The sequence below is a fragment of the Pedobacter sp. Leaf176 genome (assembly GCF_001424305.1).
Lineage (GTDB): Bacteria > Bacteroidota > Bacteroidia > Sphingobacteriales > Sphingobacteriaceae > Pedobacter.
This window is the reverse complement of sequence record NZ_LMPD01000002.1, coordinates 408,279-429,312: the sequence shown is the minus strand read 5'-3', so window position 1 is coordinate 429,312 and position 21,034 is coordinate 408,279. Positions and strand designations below refer to the sequence as shown.

Below are 21,034 nucleotides of genomic sequence, written 5' to 3'. Positions count from 1 at the left end.
ACGCTTATGGAAAGCTGAAATTCAACTTCATTGGCGATTAGATGGTAGTAAACCTTTCTGATGTCAAATGAGCGTATTGTAGTACTTTGTTTTACTAATTTCTTTAATTTTTATGAAACCCATTTCCATTTGGGCGGCAAATGCCCAGTCAGAGCTTAAATCACTTAAACCTACAGCGGAACTATCCAAAGAACTTATGTTGTCCGCTTATTTAACGAGCGATACACTATGGCTGGTTAAAGAATGGCCCGATGGAAATCGTATCGCTTTCCGCAGTGCATTTTCACCTTCGGGCAAACTAACCATCAAAAAGATTAATCACGGAAACAGCAAAATCAATTTCATTCTGGCTTGTTCAACCGTCATTCATGAGGTTACGGTACTGCATGATCTGGAGTCAAAATCCTTTAGGTATACGGTTAAGGCAACACCGAAAATACCCTTGTTTATTCCCTATTGGCCCAAAGATATTTTAAGCTTCGACGAAGAAGGAAACATCAAACAAGAAGGTAAAATACATACCCATCAAAGGGGTACCCGTTCTGGAATTCTATTTTTCAATGACGGTGAGTCCGGTTCGGTGTTTTACTTCCAGAACCTCACAGCATTAAACCAATATTGTGAAACAGCAAAGAGCAGTTTGGGAGAAACAGTCGGCGGCGAATGGCCGGAAATAGGCTTTTATTTACCGCCGACAAACGCGCCCTTGGAGAAAGGTAAAACCTATGGTTTGAGTGATGGCTTCGTAACTTTTTCGCCTCAATTACCTGCTAATCCAGTAGAAGTTGCAACAGAATATATGAATCACCTGGCAAGCACCTATTTACAGCTGCCTCGCCCGGAGCGTTTTTACTACAACTGGCTGGATACGGTAGAAAAAGGTTTAAATGACCTGACTTATCATAAAGGTTGCTGGACATTTGCCGGCGGACACAGCTATCTGAATGCTTATGTAGCAGATTATAAAAGCCCTCCGGAAGTAATGGTACAGTTAGCCGTACTAATGCCAATGCTGGATTATCTCGATTGGAAAGGTGAGAAAAGCCACATATTGGTTGAAGAGCTGAGGGCTGGTTTAGAAAGTTTTTATCAGGAAGATATGGGGACAATCGTAAGGTGGCTACCCGCGGCCGAGAAAAATCTCGACCATTCTGAAGAGCAAAAAAAACCACGTGTAATGGACTCCTGGTACCTGCATCATCCTTTAATGAATCTGGCACGCCTGAGCGAACGGGGCGATAAGAATGCGAAGGATATGTTATTAAATTCAATCGACTATGTCATCAGGGTGGCGCAAAAATTTGATTACGAGTGGCCCGTATTTTATCAGATGGATACACTCGACATCATTAAAGCAGAAACCGCCGAAGGGCAGGGTGGCGAAAAAGACGTTCCTGGTACCTATGCCGACCTGATGCTACGCATGTGGAAATTAACAGGAGAATCCAGGTTTTTTGAAGAGGCTAAAAAAGCCGCAGATAAATTAAAAGGGCTAAGTTTTGAGCTATTTTACCAGGCCAATAATACGGCGTTCTCCGCGGGAGCCATGATTAGATTGTATAAGGAAACAAAGGATAAAACCTATCTTGAACTGAGCTATGTTTGTCTGGCGGCCCTGTTCGACAATGTTCAGCTCTGGGAATGTGATTATGGGAATGCAAAAAATTTTCCGACTTTTTTCGGCGTTTTCCCGCTTAAAGATGCGCCTTATACCGCAGCTTATGAAGAGCAGGAAGTATATTCTGCCCTTCACGACTATATCAATGAAGCAGAGGATATAGAGATTCTGCCATCATTAAGATTGTTAATCGCCGAATTTATCAGGCATATGGTGGGGCGTGTGGCTTATTATTATCCACCCATGCTGAAAAGCGATATGATTGCCGATGAAATCAAAACCGGCGAAATTGATCCTAAACTCTGGATCGCGCTCGAAGACCTTCACGACGGATGGGAGCAGTCGGGAGAAGTAGGACAGGAGGTATATGGTGCGGGAATCGCTTTTGGCATCATCCCACAGCAGTATTATAAAATCAAAAATGAATCATTCATTCTTTTTTGTGATTATCCGATATCTAATTTCCAGAAACGAGGAAAATCGGCTTCATTTATTACCGGCGGCGATGAGCGCCTGAGTTGCAGGCTCATGATATTATTTCAGGAACCCAGAAAAACGGAGGATAACCGACTTGAAGTTTTCCTTGAAAAAGAAAAAATTATTCCAGTTAAAAACAATCCGGAAATGCTGGAATATAGTCTAGCCGGTAATCGTAAGGTGAAAATAAGCTGGTAGTTGTGAGTAGATTGATAACATAAGGTCTATGAAATGACATTGTGTTATCAACATATTAAACGAATGACTAAATTGAACAATGTATCACCTTTACATTGTAAGTGCGATGAATACGGCGCCGGTATCTTTTTTGTTTTGGGCAGTTTCAAATGCTTCGTTAATCTTATCTAAAGGAAAAGCGTGGGTAATCATCTTTTTTGCGTTGATTTTACCTTTGGAAAGCAGATCGAGGCATAGCGACATTTCCGGATAAATACCCCAGAAGCCATAGCTTGCACTGGGAATAAGGGAGATACCTGACTTCTGCATTTGCTGCCAGTTCAATGATATGGGCGTGTCGCCATCCTCGAAACCGCCAACTACAACTACTTTACCGCCGATGCGTGTAAAGGAAACGGCCTGCGGAAGCGTAATGGGCATGGAAGGGCCGCCGGCGCATTCGAAAGTAATGTCTGCGCCCCTGCCTAAAGTGAATCTCTTTAGGCGCGCCAGCGCATCTTCCGTCTCGATGTTTACAACTTCATCCGCACCCAATTCCTTGCCGATTTCCAAAGCGCTCGGAACCACATCAAAAAGAATCACATCTGCTCCTGATGCTTTTGCAAGCTGCAATTGTGCCAGGCCAATCGGACCCCCACCAATGATGGCGACTTTGTCATTGATATGCAGACCGCTAAGTTGCTGCGCATGCAAACTAACGGCAAAAGTATCCAGAAGCGCGGCTTCTTCATCACTTACATTATCGGGCAGGATATGGAATTTTGTGGCCGGACCGATTAAATATTCTGCGAATGACCTGGAAACGGTTTCCATCCTTACTTTGTAGAGGTTAGGGCAGAGGTTATATTGTTGTATCCTACACCAGTCGCAGTCGCCGTCGCCCAAAAGGGTTTCCACCACAACCCGATCACCCGGTTTTACATTTTTCACGGCCGGCCCAACCTCCACAACTTCCGCAGCAAGTTCGTGCCCCATAATTTTGCACTCCAGTTCAGGTTCATGTTTTTTCCAGTGGCGGAGATCGGTGCCGCATATGCCCGACACTTTAATTCTCGCCAATACCCAATCCGGTGCAGGTATTTCAACCCTATCTACTTCTTGTACCTCGAAAGTTCCGTCTGACTTTTTTAAAGCCGCTTTCATTTTACTGCTCATGCTGGTTATTTTAATTAATTTTTAATCGTTAACAAATGTATTTGGTGCCATTTCCAGAAACTGCAGACAAGTGGGTGCGCCAATTTCAGCTGCCACGCCTGCATAGGTTAGTCTGCCGTTCTCCCGTTCTATATGGAAGCTGGTGATGTTGTTCCCTTTTTCATTGGCAGAAAACAGGTAGCTGCCAGAAGGGTCTATTGCCAAATGACGGGGACCCTCTCCGCCGGCGGGAATTCTTTGTATTTCTTTTAAAATTCCCGACTCTTTATTGATTGAAAAAACAACAATTACATTGGCCTCACCACGATTACTGGTATATAAATAATTGCCACGCTGGTCAATTGTTATGCCTCCGGCTTCCGCGCCGCTCTTCAGCTCATCGCCTGTTGCTATCGTATACCGGTATAACCATTTGTCGAACTTTTTGCTGTAGAAAACAAAGACATCGCCACTGAGTTCGCATAGTACATAAAACCAGGCTCCACTGGGGTGAAAGACCATCTGCCTGGGCCCAACACCGCCGGGCAAATCGATGTAGGATGGCGCTGTAGGGCTTAAGGGTTGAACACCATACTGGTTGTAATGGTAGGTGTAAATCCGGTCGCTGCCCAGATCTGCAACAAAAAGCATTTTATGGTCCGGGGAAAATAGCGAACTGTGGATATGTGCCTGTTCCTGCCGCTCCTGGTTCGGCCCTGAGCCATCGAACCTGAACAGCTGAACCGGTTGGGCTAGTTTTCCCTGGGAATCAAAAGGGAGCACGGCCAGACTGCCACCTCCATAGTTAGACGAAATTGTCATATTAGCATGTGTGTGAATTGAAATGTGGCAGGCGCCGGCACCTTCAAAAGATACCTCGCTTAGCATGATTGGCTGCTGTTCATTCGCGACGATGAAACTTGCCATTTTCGATTGAGTCCCTTCTTTTTTCTCGCTGATGGCAAAAAGCAGTTTATGACGATGATCTGCAATAAGGTACGACGGGTTCTCTATCCCGCCAACCGAAGATAACAATTTAAGCTGACCGTTCGAGCCATCAAAACTATACCTGAAAATAGAATCATCTTCTGCTGATGCATAATTACCGATGAACAAATCTATACGTCCCTTGTCAATCATAATAACCGTTAATGATTATATAATTTGTAAGTGCGGGCGTATTTTTAGATCGACAACGTCGCAGGCAGGTGGTTGAGCGATACAGAATGCAACCGCCCATGCGATGTCTTCTGCCCTCAACATTTCCTGGTTTTCTATCTGTTCGAGCTTTTCTTCTTGTGGCGCCTCCTGCATATCTGTATCCACAGCACCAGGTTCTATAAGAGAGACCTTTACACCAAGAGCATTTACTTCTTTTCTAAGCGATTCTGAAAAACCCTGGATTGCCGATTTCGTGGCTACATATACAGAACTGTTTTGTTCTCTCACATCGGCACTCATCGATCCGATGTTGATGATTTGTCCCTTTCCTTTGCCCTCGAACCTGCTAATGGCCTCTTTGCTACAAGCCATGTAAGCTAAAAGGTTTGTGTTTAAAATGTATTGCCAGTCCTCATAATTGCCTTCAAGAATGCTTCCATAACCCAAGGCCGCGTTGTTTATCAATATATCAAGGCCGCCGAGTTGTTCATCAGCTACCCGGAAAAAATCGGCGACATCATCTTTAGCCGACAAGTCCACAACCGTTCCGATGGCATCATACCTGTTTTTTGCTTCTATTGCCGCCAGCGTTTCATCAACCTGCTCGCTGTGCCTGCCGCAAATCAGGCATTTGGCCCCCAGCGAGCTCAATAATATCGCTGTAGCGCGCCCAATTCCAGTGCTGCCGCCGGTAATCATTATTTTCTTGCCTAAAAACGCGCTGCTGAAATACGAATTAAAATCTTCCATAAGTTTTTATATATTTTGTTTAAAGTTCATATCAATCGGAACGGATAAAGGCCAACGTCTACTGTTTAATCGCTCAGGTAAAGTTAATTAAGTTGCTCACCAACCTGATGTGTTCGTTCTGCATGCGTTCCTTACAATACAACCACTTATTATGAAGTTTGTTGACTTAAAAAATACCTGTTTTTTGAGGTTAACTACCCGGAAATGCCTGCCAGTCTTTTATGGGCCCATCGAAATAAACTTCAGCTATTTAAACGTACCGTATAAAATACGGTTGACACACCATTGAAATACGGGTTTTATAACTAAGTCAAACCGTCGATAAATTATGATGTTGAGCATTTAGTGCACATTAAATTCCCCCTGTTTGTGCATGTAATTAAAGCAAAAAATGAAAAAGATTATAACATGTGGCATCCGGCCGTTTGGGCTCATGATATTATTTTCGATCCTGGTCTCGTGCAGCGCAGAAAAGCGCGATCAGGAGATAAAGGCTGATTTAGTAAGTAAAGCGAAAGATGACATCAACTTTGCAGGTGTGGTATTTATGGTTAGCAATGCTAAGGTGTACCTATGGGGCCTTTGCCCAACCGAACATTCCAGGGCATTGGTCAGGGAAAAGATAGCGAGTATACATGTGATTAAAGCGGTGAGCGACCAGATTGGAATTGGTGCAGTAAAACTGGATCATAGCCTTGACTTGAAATTGCAGGCGGATAGCGTAGCAGCCAAATACCCTGGCGTTGCCGTTTCAGTAGCTAATGACGTAGTCACCTTAGCCGGAGTCATTCCCAGCGACAAATTTAATGTTTTAATGACATCCGTCGGGCAGCTCAATCCAAAGTCTATCAGAAATCAACTACACCAAGTTTCAGATCAATAGCAATAGGTAAATAAAATGGAAAAAGACGAAATACATTGGGCCGACTGGCACCGCATTTTCTTCGGTACAGCACCAACAGAATTCTTATGGGAGGTATTGATAAGAACGGTGATCATTTACCTTTTTCTATTAATTACCTTAAGGTTATTGGGAAAAAGGATGGGCGGGCAGCTCACCATCTCTGAACTTGCTGTGATGCTTACCCTTGGAGCAATTGTATCGGTGCCAATGCAAATACCCGATAAAGGCTTGTTGCAAGGTATTCTGGTACTTTTTTGTGCTTTTATATTTCAGCGCGGCATTACCTACCTGGCCGTAAAAAACCATAAAATAGAATTAATAACTCAGGGAAGTGAGTCGTTGGTTGTCCGGAATGGCGTAATGTGTGCGGATGAACTTAATAAAATGAAAATCTCCCGGGAACAAATGTTCGCCGTACTAAGAAATTCCAAAATCTATAATCTTGGGGAGGTACAGCGGGTTTACCTGGAGGCCTGCGGTATTTTTTCAATTTTTAAATTCGAGGAGCCAAAACCCGGCTTAAGCCTGCTTCCACCGTCAGATGAAAAAGCCGGTAGTGAATTCAAAGTTATTGGTGAGTTAAGCGTATGCCAGCAATGCGGAAATCCGGCTTTGAATCCGCAGGATACGGAAAACAGCTGTTCAAATTGCCATAAAACAAACTGGGGCTATGCCGTTTTACAAAATAAATAATCATGAAAGAATACGAGATTAAGCTTGAAGATATCCAGCGCATCCTGTTGGGTGAGGTGCCCTTTCATTTTTTTGTTGAAGTCATTCTCCGTACGGCAGCGATTTATCTGATATTAATGGTTTCGATGCGGTTGATGGGTAAAAGAATGTCTTCGCAGTTAAGCCGAAATGAAATGGCTGCAGTGGCATCCCTGGCAGCAGCCGTCGGCGTACCATTAATGAATCCAGACCGGGGCTTGTTGCCGGCAGTAGTCATTGCGGGCGTTATTATTTCACTGCAAATGCTGATTGCCTGGATCGCAACCAAAAACATAAAATTTGAAGCCGCAACGCAGGATAAATATAATATGCTAATCAAGGACGGTATGTTGAACGTTCAAGCCATGGCGCTTACGCGTATAACACAAGACAGAGTATTAGCGCAGTTACGTTCGGAGAGCATAAGCCACCTGGGCATGGTTAAGCGCTTATACTTTGAGGCGGGCGGGAGTTTTAGTCTGCTAAAAATGAACACGCCAATACCCGGGTTGTCCAGCATCCCAAAATGGGACCAGGAAATGTCTGAAAGAATCCATTCACTAACGGAGCAGGAGTTATGTGCCTGGTGTGGCAGCTATAAACCCGGCAGGAACGCTACTAAATGCAACAATTGCAAGAAAGATGTTTGGGTATACGCCGTGCGAAATCATAAGGATGCGAATCGATGACGCCTAAAACCTGCAGGTATCTGTTTTTAAAGCGGTGCTTGTTTTGTGCGTCTGGTTAGTGATTTAAAACTAAATTCAAGCGGTAACCAAGCGGATAAACTGACATTGATCACCGCAGGTTCGTTATAGAATCTTGAATATCAAACTACCTATTATGAGAATTTACAATAAAATAATACTATGTACCTAAAAAAACAATGGAAGACTGAGTGATTCGTAAAATTCAAAGTTTTCAAATTCCTGAAACCTTTTTTTTGAGAGTAATGTTTTATTTTAAATTAAACATATAAAGATATGGCAAATCAGAAAAATGATGCGGAGATGCCGAATGGACATCTTCACGAACTATTCGTTGATGAGCTCCGGGATATACTGGGAGCAGAAAAGCAGTTGCTAAAGGGATTAAAGAAGTTATCCGCTGCGGCTGAAGGGCAAAAACTCAAAGACGCATTTGAAACACATTACGCGCAGACTGAGGGTCAGATTGAACGCTTAAAGGAGGTTTTTGGTTCATTAAATCTGAGCCCGAGGGCAAAGAAATGTAAAGCGATGGAAGGCCTTCTTGGCGAAGCTGACGAAATAATCGAAAGTTTTAGTGACGACCCGCAGGTATTGGATGCCGCCTTAATTACGGCTGCGCAAAAAGTAGAACATTATGAGATCGCCAGTTATGGATGCCTTGTTACTTTTGCAAAGTTAATGGAGCATACAGATGCAGAACAACTGCTGGCTGAGACGCTTGCAGAAGAAAAAGAAACCGATAATTTATTGACGGAGATCGCATTGAGCGAAGCAAATACAGGCGCTACAGCCTAAAAAAAATGCCCTGCCAAAAGGTAGGGCATTTTTTTCTAACCGAATTAACCGCAATACGTTACTGCTGTTCGTGATTTTCCACAGGACATCCAAGACTCAAAATAACAGGAATTCATTAGCCCTTCAATTAACGTTAGCAGTCCGGCCGGCCCATGCTATAAGAAGTATTTCTTTCACGGCCTGTTATAAATACGCGAAACGTTACGGCTTCTAACAAAAAGTAATCCGGCGGAAACCCTGCTCAAAAACGGTTTGTTTCATAAGTATACATCTATGAAACAAAACTATACAATTACACCAGGAAAGTCTTATCCGTTAGGTGCCACCTGGATGGGAAACGGAACAAATTTTTCACTTTTTGCGGAAAATGCAGAGAAAGTGGAGCTGTGCTTGTTCAACAATGAAAATAACGAAGTTACCCGTTTAGAACTCGCAGATCGCGATCACCAGGTATTTCACTGTTTTATAAATGAGGTTGCTCCGGGCGCGCTTTACGGCTATCGCGTTTATGGTCCTTATGTCCCTGAAGAGGGAAAGCGCTTTAACCCCAATAAACTCCTGCTGGATCCATATGCAAAAGCCATTTCCGGTGATATGAACTGGAGTCCATCCGTATTTGGTTACAATCTGAACGACGAGGAGCAGGATCTAAGCTTTTCTGATCTGGACAGTGCATCTTTTGTGCCCAAATCTGTGGTGGTGGATCCATCCTATGATTGGGAAGGCGATGTTCATCCGGATATTTCCTATACCCAAACCCTTATTTATGAATTGCATGTGAAAGGGTTTAGTCAGCTTAACCAAAGGATTCCGGAAAATCTTCGCGGAACTTATGCTGGGATTGCCCATCCCGATAGTGTTCGCTACCTGAAATCACTTGGTGTGACCGCGGTGGAACTGATGCCCGTTCACCAGTTTATTCAGGACGGGCATCTGCTTGAAAAAGGACTTAGTAACTACTGGGGATACAATACCATTGGTTTTTTTGCACCGCATAGCGGATACAGTTCATCAGGAAGCTACGGGCAACAGGTAAAGGAATTCAAGGACATGGTGAAAGCATTGCACAAAAGCGGTATTGAAGTAATACTGGATGTGGTTTACAACCATACTGCCGAAGGAAATCAGCTTGGGCCGACCCTCTGCTTCAAAGGTATTGATAATGAAAGCTATTACCGTCTGGAACAAGACAACAAACGTTATTATACCGATTACACCGGAACGGGAAATACGCTTAACACCCGCATGCCTGCCGTGCTCAGGTTTATTATGGACAGCCTTCGTTACTGGATTAACGAAATGCATGTAGACGGCTTCCGATTCGATCTGGCTTCAACACTGGCAAGAGGTTTACATGAAGTTGACCGTTTAGGTGCCTTTTTCGATATCATTCATCAGGACCCGGTAATATCACAAATTAAACTGATTGCAGAACCATGGGATGTAGGAGAAGATGGTTACCAGGTTGGTAAATTCCCCGCCGGATGGGCAGAATGGAATGGAAAATATCGGGATATTATGCGTAGGTTTTGGAAAGGAGACCCGGGTATGCTGGGTGAGTTTGCCCAGCGTTTTATGGGAAGCCCCGACCTTTACATGCAGGATTACAGACGGCCGACAGCCAGTATAAATTTTATAACAGCACATGATGGGTTTACGCTCAATGACCTGGTTAGTTACAACAAAAAACATAATGAGGCCAATCAGGATGATAATACCGACGGTGAGCAGCACAACGATTCCTGGAACTGTGGCTGGGAAGGTGATACGGATGATGGAGCCATTAATTACCTCCGCAACAAGCATAAACGTAATTTTCTGGCAACGCTATTGCTCTCGCAGGGCGTGCCGATGATTTGCGCAGGGGATGAGTTGGGTAAAACCCAGAAGGGAAATAACAATGCCTATTGCCAGGACAATGAAATTTCCTGGATAAACTGGGCAGCTATGGACGACGAACTTTCAAAATTTGCTACAAAGGTTATCCATCTAAGAATGAAACATCCGAGTTTGAGGAGAAAGGCATGGATAACAGGCGATCAGATCGATTCTGATGGGCTGCTGGATATCGCCTGGTTTTCGGGCGACGGTGAATTTATGAACGAGCAGACATGGAATAGTGAGGAGTTGCGGTGCCTGGGAATTTTTCTCCATGGAGAAGGCATCCAGGGTACAGACGAGGAGGGTGCCGAAATTCTGGATGATCATTTCCTGCTTATCTTTAACGCGGATAGTTTTGCCTCCGGTTTCAAGCTGCCCGAAGGTAAATTTAGCAAAAGCTGGACTCTAGTCCTGGCGACCGGTGATGACAGAAATTTGAAGAATCGATACGAACAGGAAGAACTGGTAAATATCGAGGAGCGAAGTCTTGTGATACTTAAAGCAGAAAAATTGTACAACTATTATTAACTTAATTTGTTTAACAAGCTGATTAAACTGAACAAATGAAGAATATTGTAGTAATTTTAATATTAATGAATGCCATAGGCTTAAATGCTTATGGACAACAAAATCGGCATTATTCTGTATTTAAACCCATACCCGCGGATAGCCTGAGAGAGATGGAGACCGACAGACCCGACGTAACGGAGAGTCCTCAAACGGTAGATGCCGGACATTTTCAAGTGGAGACAGACTTAACCCGTTTCCAGCGGGAACGGAATAGTGAAGCAAGAATGGATGAATACCTGTTCAACCAGGTTAATTTAAAACTCGGGCTAACCAATACAACGGCAATTCAGCTTAGCCTTGAAAGCTACGTTGTAAAAAAGGATTTTAAGGCCTTAGGTAATTTAGAGCGTACAAGTGGAATAGGTGATTTAACATTCCGGTTGAAACAGAATCTTCTTGGAAATGATAAAGGCAGATTTGCTATTGCATTGCTGCCTTACCTAAAATTTCCCACATCACATGCCGATCCTGAAATCCAGTATGAGGGCGGTATCATCATTCCGATGCGCATTAAGTTTGCGAACGACTGGAAAATGGGCTTGCAGCTGGAAGCAGATCGTTTACAGGATGATGAAGGCATGGGGCACCACAACGAGATTTTACAAACCATATCCATTTCACATCCCGTCATTAAAAAATTGGATGGAACCATCGAAACCTATTATACTTATGAAATTCACGAAGCACATTTTAAGAATTATCTGAACGCTGCGCTTCAATACGAATTATCTAAAGATTTTCTGATTGACGGCGGCCTGAATTATGGAATTCAGCATGATGCCAGAAAAAGCTATTTTGTGGGGCTTTCGTTCAGGCTTTAATATTAAAATAGTCGTCATTTCGACCGCAGTGGAGAACACGAAGGCTCTGCGAAGCAAGGTCTATTAAATGGCTTTTATTAAAAAGATTTCTCCGTTTCGCTGCGCTACAGTCGAAAAGACGACAAAGATTAGACGTCATTTCGACCGCAGTGGAGAACCCGAAGGCTCTGCGAAGCAAAATCTTTTAATTGGCCTTTATTAAAAGATTTCTCCGTTTCGCTGCGCTACAGTCGAAAAGACGACATGTCAGTAAAGAAAAACTGAGCCGCATTTTAGCTTTGGCCAGATTAAGTAATGGCTATTCCAATTTAGTCCTTGTCACGCACGGGCTCCTGCATTTTTGCCATTTGCTCAGCCTGCATGCTGTCTGGCGTAATGTTGCCTAGTGTTACCATTATTTTATTTTTCATTCCGGAAACTACCATGTCATCTCCCGCCATCATCGCCTCGTAACCATCTTTAGCTACTCCTGCAGGGTCGGCAAGTTGTCCTTCCTGTACAATTTTTGAGTCCTGCATATCTGCTTTATTGAAAAAGTCCGTATCAGTTGGTCCCGGCAATAGCGAAGTAATGGTAACTGCGCTGTCTTTAACTTCGTTTCTGACCGATTCGCTAAAGGAATGTACAAAAGCCTTAGTGCCGTGGTAAACAGCTTGGTATGGTCCGGGCGCTTTTCCCGCAATCGAAGCGACATTTAATATTTTACCCGAATTTCTTGCCACCATTTCCTTTACATAAAGCTTAGTCAGGGTTACAAGTGATGCAATATTTAACTGAATAATGTCCAGCTCACGGTTGAGCTCCGTTTCGATAAATTTACCGTAAACACCCTGGCCGGCATCGTTAACGAGTACATCAATTTGAATGTTCTGACTTTTCAAATCTTCATACAATTCAGATGCTGCATCTGGCAAAAACAGATCTTTACTAAACGTGATCACTTCAATTCCTTCCATCTTAAGCATGCTCGCAGTACGCTCCAGATCAGCCTCATTTCTCGCAACAATTACCAGGTTAAATTTATCCTTTGCAAAAAGTTTGGCCAGTTCCAGGCCGATACCACTTGTTGCACCTGTAATCAGGGCAAAATGTTTTGTATTTTCCATAATATTTAATTATATTATCGAGGCTGTTCCATAAATATGATTTCATCCTTAGCCTTTCGATGAACCTATGAAAAGCCTTCTTGGGGCGTTTAATAAGCTCGACGTGACAAGATTCAAAGACAAATTAATTTATGATACAGCCTCATTCTATTTTTTTTTCGAAATGTATTTTATTGCCAGCGTTCCAACCACTAATACAACGAGCGCTGACTTTGCCAAGCCGACCGGATTATATTTAAGCTCTGCTTTATAACCACGCTCTGCCAGAATGTTCGGTATAGTACCTTTGCGAAGATCTTCAAAAATTCCCTCCCAGGCATTAACGCGGTCTGCAAGTATGAGCGGAATCCAATGGCGGTAGCGGTCTTCACTGTGTTTAAATGCATAGCGACGAATCATGCCGCTGAGACCCGAGGGCGGAACAGAGGTTCCGAATACAGCACTGGTTCGCGGGCGTTCATTTGATTTTAATAACTCAATGTTAACCGGTTGTTGCTCAGATCGTTCGTAATCACTTCTTTTGTGATCGTCGCCGGTATAGTTTTTCATTGGATACGTTGGCTCGTTTTCTAAATCTATATCCATGCCCCACCCGGGGATTTTTTTATAATCTTGATTGTCGTTAACCATAATATTAGGCTTTTGTTGAAGGGATTAATACAGTTTTAATGCAATTATCAAGCTTCGCTGAAAAAATATGATAAGCGTCGGCGATTTCTTCCAAGGGTATTCTATGCGTTATCAGTCCTTTCGGGTCCAATCTGCCGGCCTGAACGTGCTCGATCAATCTTGGTAACAGTCTTTTAACCGATGCCTGATTTGCCCGTAACGTTATGCCCTTGTTTAATACATTACCAATTGGCACGTAATTAAATGGCGGCCCATATACACCAACAACGGAAACGATTCCACCTTTTTTAACTGAATTGATTGCCCATTGCAGAGCAGTGGCTGCGCCGGCCTGCATCAGGGTAACCTTTCCTGTAAAGGTCTGTAATGCATTTCCTTCGGCTTCGCATCCAACACAATCAATGCAAACATCTGCACCATACCAATCTGTTGTTTTCTTCAGAAATACAACCGGGTCTTCCATCGATTTGAAGTTATAGGCTTCACATTTGGCATAATTTTTTGCAAATTCCAGTCTATAATCAATGTGATCAATAATAATCACCCTCGATGCCCCAAAAAACCAGGCACATCTTGCGGCCATAATTCCTATCGGACCTGCGCCAAATACCACAACTGTATCTCCTTCTTTAATGCCGCCCATTTCTGCTGCCTGATAACCTGTAGGCACCACGTCCGTTAATAATACGGCATCATCCGGATCCATATCGGGTGGAATAACTGTTGGTCCAACGTTGGCATAAGGCACCCTTACATACTCCGCCTGACCACCGTCAAAACCTCCGGCAGTGTGTGAATAGCCAAATATTCCGCCAACCGCTGTCGCCATGGTATTCGATTCATGGCAGTTTCCGAAGAGTCCCTGTTTACAAAAATTGCATTTTCCGCAAGCGATGTTAAAAGGTACAAGAACCTGATCTCCTACTTTTATATTGGTAACTAATGGGCCGGTTTCCTCTACAATTCCGACAAATTCGTGTCCAAAAGTAGAGCCAACACGTGTGTCAGGTACCATTCCATGATATAGATGCAGGTCGGAACCACAGATGCATGTTCTTGTTACCCGTACAATGGCATCCTCTGGATGAAGAATTTCAGGCATTGGCCGCTGCTCGACCCGGACCCTGTACGGCCCGCGATAGTTCATTGCTAACATAGTCTAATTTTGTTTTAAATAATAGGTATATTGATGATAATGCTTTTTATTTAACGATGAGGCGGCCTTAGTCTGGCGCAATATATCGTCGTTCATATTTATAGAACATAGGTAAGCGGAATGGAGTTTTCATTTTTTTGAGTTCCCCAATCAACGCTATACAGGTTTTGCCATGTATTTAAGCGTCTTCATCAGATTCCTCTTTCCAGTCGGCCGGATTTCGGCTTGTGTCTGCATCCGTATGGTCACCTTTGGGGATCTCTAAATCGGCTGGCCGCTGGTCTTCAAATGATTTCGGACCATCTTCCGGTTTTTGGTTTTCGTTACCAAGTGGTTCGTCCTTCAGCGTATGATTTTTCTTTTTTTCGTTTTCCATCTTTATTTTATTTAGTTTTTCAATAGATATTTTTATAACAAATGCTATTTAAGATAAAAGGTCATGGCCATGATACGGACCACTCATCGAAGCCGCTTGATTTGGATGTGCTGTCTTTATCTTCTTTTTCATTTGTATTTTCTTTATTTTTCTCAATCAAAGCATCTATAATTTCTTCATTCAGGTTTCTGTTGCTTTTCAACCTTTCTTGCTGCTTCTTATTTTCTTTTTCAGCTGTATTGTTTTTAATATTTTTCATAATTAGCGCATCTAATTGTGAATCTTTTTAAAGTAAAAGCCTCTCCGTTGAGACGCTGTGGTTTTTTTAAACCACATTGCAAAAATCCACATCTAATAATGCTCCCCGCAGGTTTTTTGCATTGTTATTATGGATTTTTGCTTGTCTATTTTAATGCTTTACCGGGCTATTTATTGAATAAAACCTCGAATAAATCCTGATTGTTCCCCTTAATTGGGATTCGCGTATTTACCGATAAGATTCAGGTATTTTACGCCATTGCAGGAAATAAAGAATCTTATTATGTGTCCGGTCCGTTTTTTACCTCTGACCAATTCAGCTGCTCGACCGCCTGCGCATGAATGCATGAATAGCTTGGCTTTCTTTTTTCTAAAAGGTGGCTTTGTTTTAGGCAGAAAACGCATCAAAAATCAGTACCTGCATGCCAAAAAGGGGTACTTATATGGTCAACTTCTGGCACATCTGCTATGTTTTATTACAGCTGCCTGATGTATTTCATAGCAGGGAACCGGCGAAGATGATGTTTTCCATCATACAGGATTTCCCTGTTCCTGTTATGTGTTTTTGAAAGATGGATTAAATCAGCGCCAGAAATGTATGCAAACAACCAATATTTTTTAACTAAATTTTAAATCTATGTTTTATCATGACAACAACCTGCAATACAAGGTTAGGGTAGACAAACCCAATCCCGCATTTGCGAAATTATTACAGCAAGCCATCGGTGGCATCGAAGGCGAGATAAGGGTTTGCCTGCAATACCTGTTCCAGGCATGGGGAAATCGGGGGCCAAATAAGTACCGCGATATGCTTTTGGACACCGGAACTGAAGAAATCTCGCATATTGAAATGCTTTGTACTGCTGTAGCCTTGAATCTGGATGGCGCTACCCATGAGCTCAAAGATAAAATTGCCGGGGAGAACCCGATAGTGAGTAATATTCTCGGAGGAATGGATCCTCGCCATGTTTTATCCTCTGGTTTATCCGCAATGGCGGTAGACAGCAATGGTGTACCTTTTAACGGTTCATGGGTGGTCGGCAGCGGAAATATTGCTGCGGATATGTATGCAAACGTAATGGCTGAATCGACAGGGAGGGTTTTAGCAACCAGGCTTTATGAGTTAACCGACGATTCAGGTATGAAGGATATGCTTTCTTTTTTGATAACGCGGGATGCCATGCATCAAAACCAATGGCTTGCCGTGCTGGAAGATTTAGGCGGCGTAGGCGAGAATTTGCCTATTCCTAACACTTTTCCGAGGGAAAACCATGTGCCTGGATTTGAATATGCTTTTGTATCAACAAATATTGAAAAATCAGGAGAGGCGCAGGGGCGGTGGTCAAATGGGCCATCTATTGATGGTAAAGGTGAGTTTCAGGTAATCACCGCTCAACCTGGTCCTCCGATTCCGGATTTGGGTATTCCAGATGTGAAAGGTTATGCTCAACAACAACAGATGACAGGTGGAGACAAAGGTTTAATTGAAAATATTAAAGATACCATCTTGCCCTAAATTCAAACCATACAGGCGCAAAACAGAAAAAAATGGTTTGCGCCTGTAATTTAGATTAGGAATACTCAATGAAATACATAAATAATGTGGCCGTGATCAACTTCCTGGCTCGGCGAAATTTTAGTGCACTCTTGGGCTTTTTGGTGGTTCTATTTATGTTGTGCAGCGGCTGTGCAACTTCTACGCCCGGCGTTGGTATGCAAAAGAAGATAGCACAAAAAACCTACGTCATTATTGGCGCTTCAAGTGGCTTTGGCAGAGGCGTAGCAGAACAAGTGGGCAGTTACGGTGCAAAAGTCCTCATAGCCGCCAGGAGGGATGAGGCCCTGCAGGAGGTGGCCAATACCATCCGATCTCGCGGTGGAACTGCAATAACCCTTCCAATGGATATCAGCAAACCCGCAGATTTAGACAAAGTCCGGACACTTGCACTAAAAGAATTTGGCCATGTAGATGTATGGATTAACATGGCTGGTGTAGGTGCAATCGGGCGGTTTTGGGAAATTCCCATAGCCGATCAGGCGCGCATTGTAGAAATTAACCTCACGGGATTTATTTATGCCAGTCACGCGGCAATCACCCTTTTCAAGAATCAGGGTTTTGGAACGTTGATTAACATGTGTTCCATTGAAAGTGTTAACCCACTCGCTTATCACGCCGCTTATGCAGCCACAAAAGCGGGGGTTCTGAATCTTTCTAAAACCATCAATCAGGAACTACGGCTGGCCGACTACGATCGGATTATAGTGGTTACCATAGAGCCCTGGGCGGTTGATACGCCATTTTGGCGCCATGCAGCCAATTACAGTGGCGGAACACCGAGAATGGCCGCTATGGATCCACCTTCGAAAGTAGTTAATGCGACAATCCGCGCCTCAATCAGGCAGAGAAGAGAATTGCTGTTGGATGGAAAGCCAAAGGGGCAAAATTTTCACATTGGCTTTTTCCAGGATTTACTGAACGTATATCGGCAAACATCGCACACCGGTACCAGATCAGAAAGGCACCACCTGCGGATACGACCTCCGGCTCAGCTTTTAGACCTGTACAGGCAGGTACCGGCATTGAGGATGGGGTACGGGAGCGAATTAAAAAGGAAAAGCAATTGCAGCGTAAGTCTAACTAACAGCTTTCATTATCCGGTGCCACCAAGCCATGCGCCGCTTGCTCCGATTTGCATAAGTCTTATTGAGCGAGCAATCGTGTAAGGGTAAGAAACCGGAAAGATGATCCGTTCGAAAACCTAACCGGCTTTGTTTTGCTTAATCTTGCTGCCCAATTCGTTTAGCAGTTCCTGTTCTTTTTTAATAGCCGGCAGCTCCTCTTTCATAAAGTTTTTAACCCGCTGTTGCCTGGCATGCGCTGCATTCTGATAGGCCTCAAAGTTTTTGTTCAATTCTGCCGATAACTGCTCATAAAATGGCCGGTCGAATGCAACACCTACCTGCCTTGATAACCAGCGGATGGAATCCAGTTGTTCATTGCGCAACTCTTTATCTAAAAGGACTTTGTTTTTATTGCAAAAGCTTTCCAGGTTTTTTCTGTGGTTTCTGATTCGTTCACGGGCTTTTTTTGCATATGCCTTAATCTCTTCACTACTACCTGAAGACAAGGCCGCCGTAAGCAAACTATCCTGAACAACCATGGAACGGCCTGCATCTTTCAGATAGCCTGCGGCATCTTCTTCCATATTGGTTTCAAAAGAGTCTGCGCCGCCCACAATATCATTAACCGCTGTATCATTGGTGACACTATCTTTCTCCATTGATGAGCGCTTATCAGCCATATTGCAACCTAAACTAAGGCTTGCCAGCGCCGTAATGGTAATCGCATTGGTAAGTTTGGAAGTCCTTTTAATCATAATCTGGTATTTTTTATAAATAAACACCAATCCAATAGCTATTGTTGACCCGGATGACTTACAGAAGGAAAAACAGGTACATATTCTGAATTCGCAGGTATTTTACTTTTCGGTGCTGCATAAAAGAGGGCACGGGATTGGAGGAACAGGAGCTAAAGACTTGCCTTTTTTCTGAGTTTCCCAAACCTTAGGGAAGCTCAATGTGCATTTAACAGCAAATCTGTAGATTTATGATATATTCTTATATCAGACGATTATAACTTGTAGCCTATGATATTTTTGTTCCCATTTTTCAAAAAGATAAGGTTATCCGTATTGTCAGCAATGTAATCGGGTTTTTTATCATTCAATACCACTTTTCCCTCGATCTTGCCAGTATCTTTATTTACCCTAACCAGACCATAACCGCTATCGTCGCCATTTTCCACCTGCGTTAATATGATTTTGTAATTCAAGGCATCCTGCGAAGCAGTGAAACGTCTTTTCATATCAGAAAGCGCTGCGCTCCCGAGGTTTGCCCAGCGATCAGAAGCCGCCATGTTACTGTTATAGGAAGTTGTATTCGGGCCTGATAAACCTGCCTGAAAGCCGTGCGAAGCAGAATTTCCGGCCGAAACGGCTATCGCGGTTACATTCATGATTTTGTTGGCTAAACTCGTTCCAGACGCTTTCTGATAGAAGCTGTAAATTAAGTTTCCGTTCCAGTCAAACAAGGCCATGTTCTGAGAAGAACTTACCAATACGCCCTTCTCCCTCAATTCTATAGCATTCGGGGCTTCGTCTCCGCCAAACTTCAGTTCCTTGCTAATTGCTTTATAATCTCCTGTTTCATTATTCATTGTGTACAATTGGTTGTCGGCAAAGAAATAGGTCATGCCGCCTTTTTCCAAACCAATTCCGCCGCTTTTAAAGGTCAGGGATTTTTGCCATACATCTTTTCCACTGGTGGGATCCTGAATATTAAGCTCCCGGTCCGTTCTGTAAATCAATCCTTTGTCGTTTTGCTTAATGTCCATGATGTAACCGGAAACTTTCATATCGGATTTGGCCGCTGTGGAACCGGAGTTCATATCTATTATATTAACATAGTTATTTCCGGATTCTTTTGCAGAGGCAATAGCGAGGCTGTTTCCCTTTAATTTTAAGGCTGTGATTTTGCCCCTCAAGCCAACAGGTTTCCATTTCTGGGTTCCGGTTTTATAGTTCAGGAGCATAAGTTCTGCACGTTTATCGTCGGTTGCAATTAAAAATCCCCTTTCATCATACAGCACATGCGCAACCGGATCAGAAAACTTTACCGTTTGCCACACCGGAGTACCACTGTTAAGGTCGAAAGCCGACATCTGTTCATTCGAGTAATAATACACAACATTCGGCTGGTTATCTAAAATCAGAAATTTCCCATAGGCGGCATCGGCTAATGCAGCAATACCATCCTTCATACTTCCGCCCATTCCAGCCATTTTACTGCCCGAATTCGCTGCACCGGCAGCACTTCCTACAGCACCCAGTCCGGGTACTTTCGCAAGCCCGCCCAGTGACTTCATTAAACCGCCCTTCTTCTCATCTGCCCTGATGCTTTCTTTCTCTTCAACCTCTTCAGCTTGTTCAGTTGCTAAAACGCCTTCATCCGTGTTGGTTTTAAAATCGGCTTTCCAGATGATGTTACCAGAGGAAACGTCGATTTTGTAGAGCCTTTTGTTTGTTGCCAGCAATAAGGCATTGGCGCCGTCCGCTAAAGGCCTGGCCACCATCACTTCGCTGTTGCTATCAAAAATCTTGCTTAGTACCCATTTTTTCGCTCCGCTGGCGGCATCGATAAAAACCAGTGAGGGCTGATTATTTAGATATCCGGAGAATATGATTCCACCCAGAGACGGCACTGTGTATCTTTTGTTAACCATTTTCATTCCCAGGTCGGCTGTGTTGGCAATGATTTTTCCTGATGAAACATCCAGAATGACCTGTTGCATGTTGAACATGCTTCCCGTTACGATGGCAATGAAAGGAGAACCGCTAATGGGGTTATAATTTGTTCTGGAAATATTCTTTAAAAAGTCATGTTTCCAGGCGATTTTTCCTGTAGCAGGCTCCACGCCAAACAGGCCGCCGTTTGTTCCGGCTATCAATTTTCCGGTAGGACTCAGCCTGTACCAGTCAATATTGCCTTCTGATTCTATGCTCCAGGCTTTGCCTACAGCAGCAATAGCGTTGGTGTTGGTTGGGCTAACGTCAGCCGCTGAGTCTGTCGATTCTTTCGTGGCTGATGTGACCGTATTTTCTTGTTGTGCCTTGTCTTTCTTACTCACCAGGCTTTTCAGTTTACCAAATTGAGCAGATGCAGGTGCCGCCAAAGCTAAGCAGCAGGAGGTAATGATGTAAAATTTTTTCATTTTGTTCT

At 43.4% G+C, this 21,034-nt stretch carries 19 protein-coding genes; 9 read left to right on the top strand and 10 right to left on the bottom strand.

What is annotated here, in order from left to right:
* The first annotated feature begins 112 nt into the window (after positions 1-112).
* A complete protein-coding gene (locus ASF92_RS07320) occupies positions 113-2,293 on the top strand; it encodes a hypothetical protein (RefSeq protein WP_056090136.1) in 2,181 nt (726 codons plus the stop codon).
* Between the two features lie 90 nt (positions 2,294-2,383).
* On the opposite strand, the gene ASF92_RS07315 is transcribed toward ASF92_RS07320, so the two are convergent.
* The 3 genes from ASF92_RS07315 to ASF92_RS07305 are packed head-to-tail and all read right to left on the bottom strand — an operon-like array spanning position 2,384 to position 5,338.
* Positions 2,384-3,448 (bottom strand): zinc-binding dehydrogenase, encoded by a 1,065-nt coding sequence (locus tag ASF92_RS07315; RefSeq protein ID WP_056090133.1) that lies wholly within the window; start codon positions 3,446-3,448, stop codon positions 2,384-2,386.
* Positions 3,449-3,469: 21 nt separating this feature from the next.
* Positions 3,470-4,567, bottom strand: coding sequence for a lactonase family protein (locus tag ASF92_RS07310; protein ID WP_056090130.1), 1,098 nt, complete (start codon positions 4,565-4,567; stop codon positions 3,470-3,472).
* Positions 4,568-4,582: 15 nt separating this feature from the next.
* Entirely contained in the window at positions 4,583-5,338 is a 756-nt protein-coding gene (locus tag ASF92_RS07305; protein WP_056090126.1) for an SDR family oxidoreductase, read from the bottom strand.
* A gap of 433 nt (positions 5,339-5,771) precedes the next feature.
* Here ASF92_RS07305 and ASF92_RS07300 point away from each other — a divergent pair, with 433 nt between their 5' ends.
* The 6 genes from ASF92_RS07300 (at position 5,772) to ASF92_RS07275 (ending at position 11,730) form a co-directional block, all read left to right on the top strand.
* The gene (locus ASF92_RS07300) at positions 5,772-6,221 is read left to right on the top strand and encodes a hypothetical protein (RefSeq protein ID WP_157263772.1); all 450 of its coding nucleotides are present in this window, start codon (positions 5,772-5,774) and stop codon (positions 6,219-6,221) included.
* A gap of 15 nt (positions 6,222-6,236) precedes the next feature.
* Positions 6,237-6,935 (top strand): DUF421 domain-containing protein, encoded by a 699-nt coding sequence (locus ASF92_RS07295; protein WP_056090122.1) that lies wholly within the window; start codon positions 6,237-6,239, stop codon positions 6,933-6,935.
* Between the two features lie 2 nt (positions 6,936-6,937).
* Positions 6,938-7,642 carry a DUF421 domain-containing protein gene (locus ASF92_RS07290; RefSeq protein WP_056090119.1) on the top strand — a complete coding sequence of 235 codons (705 nt, stop codon included), beginning with the start codon at positions 6,938-6,940 and terminating at the stop codon, positions 7,640-7,642.
* A gap of 294 nt (positions 7,643-7,936) precedes the next feature.
* Positions 7,937-8,458, top strand: a complete 522-nt coding sequence (locus ASF92_RS07285; protein WP_082489486.1) for a ferritin-like domain-containing protein — start codon at positions 7,937-7,939, stop codon at positions 8,456-8,458.
* Positions 8,459-8,731: 273 nt separating this feature from the next.
* A complete protein-coding gene (gene glgX / locus ASF92_RS07280; protein WP_056090115.1) occupies positions 8,732-10,867 on the top strand; it encodes a glycogen debranching protein GlgX in 2,136 nt (711 codons plus the stop codon).
* 35 nt (positions 10,868-10,902) lie between these two features.
* Positions 10,903-11,730, top strand: coding sequence for a transporter (locus ASF92_RS07275; RefSeq protein WP_056090112.1), 828 nt, complete (start codon positions 10,903-10,905; stop codon positions 11,728-11,730).
* A 308-nt stretch (positions 11,731-12,038) separates the two neighbouring features.
* On the opposite strand, the gene ASF92_RS07270 is transcribed toward ASF92_RS07275, so the two are convergent.
* The 5 genes from ASF92_RS07270 to ASF92_RS07250 form a co-directional block, all read right to left on the bottom strand.
* A complete protein-coding gene (locus tag ASF92_RS07270; RefSeq protein WP_056090109.1) occupies positions 12,039-12,836 on the bottom strand; it encodes an SDR family oxidoreductase in 798 nt (265 codons plus the stop codon).
* Positions 12,837-12,983: 147 nt separating this feature from the next.
* On the bottom strand, positions 12,984-13,466 hold the full coding sequence (locus ASF92_RS07265; RefSeq protein WP_056090105.1) for a hypothetical protein: 483 nt from the start codon (positions 13,464-13,466) through the stop codon (positions 12,984-12,986).
* A gap of 4 nt (positions 13,467-13,470) precedes the next feature.
* Positions 13,471-14,622, bottom strand: a complete 1,152-nt coding sequence (locus ASF92_RS07260; RefSeq protein ID WP_056090103.1) for a zinc-dependent alcohol dehydrogenase — start codon at positions 14,620-14,622, stop codon at positions 13,471-13,473.
* Positions 14,623-14,800: 178 nt separating this feature from the next.
* A complete protein-coding gene (locus ASF92_RS07255; RefSeq protein ID WP_056090099.1) occupies positions 14,801-14,998 on the bottom strand; it encodes a hypothetical protein in 198 nt (65 codons plus the stop codon).
* A 61-nt stretch (positions 14,999-15,059) separates the two neighbouring features.
* A complete protein-coding gene (locus tag ASF92_RS07250; RefSeq protein WP_056090096.1) occupies positions 15,060-15,257 on the bottom strand; it encodes a hypothetical protein in 198 nt (65 codons plus the stop codon).
* Between the two features lie 636 nt (positions 15,258-15,893).
* Here ASF92_RS07250 and ASF92_RS07240 point away from each other — a divergent pair.
* Together ASF92_RS07240 and ASF92_RS07235 are read left to right on the top strand one after the other, a co-directional pair.
* Complete coding sequence (locus ASF92_RS07240) at positions 15,894-16,772, top strand: manganese catalase family protein (RefSeq protein ID WP_056090090.1); 879 nt, start codon at positions 15,894-15,896, stop codon at positions 16,770-16,772.
* Between the two features lie 68 nt (positions 16,773-16,840).
* Positions 16,841-17,980, top strand: coding sequence for an SDR family oxidoreductase (locus ASF92_RS07235; RefSeq protein ID WP_082489485.1), 1,140 nt, complete (start codon positions 16,841-16,843; stop codon positions 17,978-17,980).
* 35 nt (positions 17,981-18,015) lie between these two features.
* On the opposite strand, the gene ASF92_RS07230 is transcribed toward ASF92_RS07235, so the two are convergent.
* Both ASF92_RS07230 and ASF92_RS07225 read right to left on the bottom strand, forming a co-directional pair.
* Entirely contained in the window at positions 18,016-18,633 is a 618-nt protein-coding gene (locus ASF92_RS07230; RefSeq protein WP_056090087.1) for a DUF4142 domain-containing protein, read from the bottom strand.
* Positions 18,634-18,887: 254 nt separating this feature from the next.
* Positions 18,888-21,026 (bottom strand): PQQ-binding-like beta-propeller repeat protein, encoded by a 2,139-nt coding sequence (locus ASF92_RS07225; protein WP_056090084.1) that lies wholly within the window; start codon positions 21,024-21,026, stop codon positions 18,888-18,890.
* Positions 21,027-21,034 lie beyond the last annotated feature (8 nt).

Coding starts and splice junctions, on each gene's coding strand:
- ASF92_RS07320 (WP_056090136.1), top strand. CDS start 113: ATGAAACCCATTTCCATTTGGGCGGCAAATGCCCAGTCAGAGCTTAAA.
- ASF92_RS07315 (WP_056090133.1), bottom strand. CDS start 3,448: ATGAGCAGTAAAATGAAAGCGGCTTTAAAAAAGTCAGACGGAACTTTC.
- ASF92_RS07310 (WP_056090130.1), bottom strand. CDS start 4,567: ATGATTGACAAGGGACGTATAGATTTGTTCATCGGTAATTATGCATCA.
- ASF92_RS07305 (WP_056090126.1), bottom strand. CDS start 5,338: ATGGAAGATTTTAATTCGTATTTCAGCAGCGCGTTTTTAGGCAAGAAA.
- ASF92_RS07300 (WP_157263772.1), top strand. CDS start 5,772: ATGATATTATTTTCGATCCTGGTCTCGTGCAGCGCAGAAAAGCGCGAT.
- ASF92_RS07295 (WP_056090122.1), top strand. CDS start 6,237: ATGGAAAAAGACGAAATACATTGGGCCGACTGGCACCGCATTTTCTTC.
- ASF92_RS07290 (WP_056090119.1), top strand. CDS start 6,938: ATGAAAGAATACGAGATTAAGCTTGAAGATATCCAGCGCATCCTGTTG.
- ASF92_RS07285 (WP_082489486.1), top strand. CDS start 7,937: ATGGCAAATCAGAAAAATGATGCGGAGATGCCGAATGGACATCTTCAC.
- glgX (WP_056090115.1), top strand. CDS start 8,732: ATGAAACAAAACTATACAATTACACCAGGAAAGTCTTATCCGTTAGGT.
- ASF92_RS07275 (WP_056090112.1), top strand. CDS start 10,903: ATGAAGAATATTGTAGTAATTTTAATATTAATGAATGCCATAGGCTTA.
- ASF92_RS07270 (WP_056090109.1), bottom strand. CDS start 12,836: ATGGAAAATACAAAACATTTTGCCCTGATTACAGGTGCAACAAGTGGT.
- ASF92_RS07265 (WP_056090105.1), bottom strand. CDS start 13,466: ATGGTTAACGACAATCAAGATTATAAAAAAATCCCCGGGTGGGGCATG.
- ASF92_RS07260 (WP_056090103.1), bottom strand. CDS start 14,622: ATGTTAGCAATGAACTATCGCGGGCCGTACAGGGTCCGGGTCGAGCAG.
- ASF92_RS07255 (WP_056090099.1), bottom strand. CDS start 14,998: ATGGAAAACGAAAAAAAGAAAAATCATACGCTGAAGGACGAACCACTT.
- ASF92_RS07250 (WP_056090096.1), bottom strand. CDS start 15,257: ATGAAAAATATTAAAAACAATACAGCTGAAAAAGAAAATAAGAAGCAG.
- ASF92_RS07240 (WP_056090090.1), top strand. CDS start 15,894: ATGTTTTATCATGACAACAACCTGCAATACAAGGTTAGGGTAGACAAA.
- ASF92_RS07235 (WP_082489485.1), top strand. CDS start 16,841: ATGAAATACATAAATAATGTGGCCGTGATCAACTTCCTGGCTCGGCGA.
- ASF92_RS07230 (WP_056090087.1), bottom strand. CDS start 18,633: ATGATTAAAAGGACTTCCAAACTTACCAATGCGATTACCATTACGGCG.
- ASF92_RS07225 (WP_056090084.1), bottom strand. CDS start 21,026: ATGAAAAAATTTTACATCATTACCTCCTGCTGCTTAGCTTTGGCGGCA.